1 pseudogene is annotated in these 465 nt (G+C 49.0%); it reads right to left on the bottom strand.

Annotated elements, in window-relative coordinates:
* Positions 1–465 (bottom strand): annotated as a pseudogene (locus GBI16_RS18450) (cholesterol oxidase); the annotation flags it as partial.

Here is a 465-nt window from a genome sequence, read left to right as displayed (position 1 = left end):
AAAGTACGGGTCAGGGTAGGTCTTGCCACCTTGTTCACCTTCGGGGGGAAAGAAAGTTGCAACGCGCGTCGGTTTAAACGTATGTCCAACCCCAACTGCATCGCCCATTTTTTTGAGCATGTGGTCGGCAGGACCGAAAATTTTATTATCCGTAACCCCAAGCATACGTTCGGCTTCAGCATAGTGCTGTGGCATTTCATTTTTCCAGTCCGCTGCATCTGCCCACGTGCCTTCATCCCAAATATGTTCAGGTGGAACAAGGAGGGTATTGGCGTAGGTGATTGAACCGCCACCTACGGCGTTCCCGCAAATAATGGTGACATGGCGAAAAAAACGCATGTTGAAATAACCAAAAAGTTTCATGCCCGGGCGCCAAATCCAGCGACGGGTATTCCAGTTATTTTTAGCAAAATCTTTAGCTTCCCAGCGTCGCCCCATTTCCATTACAGCAACTGAGTAGCCCTT

Source organism: Acinetobacter sp. TUM15064 (genome assembly GCF_008980265.1).
Lineage (GTDB): Bacteria > Pseudomonadota > Gammaproteobacteria > Pseudomonadales > Moraxellaceae > Acinetobacter.
This window is presented reverse-complemented; position numbering and strand designations above follow the sequence as displayed.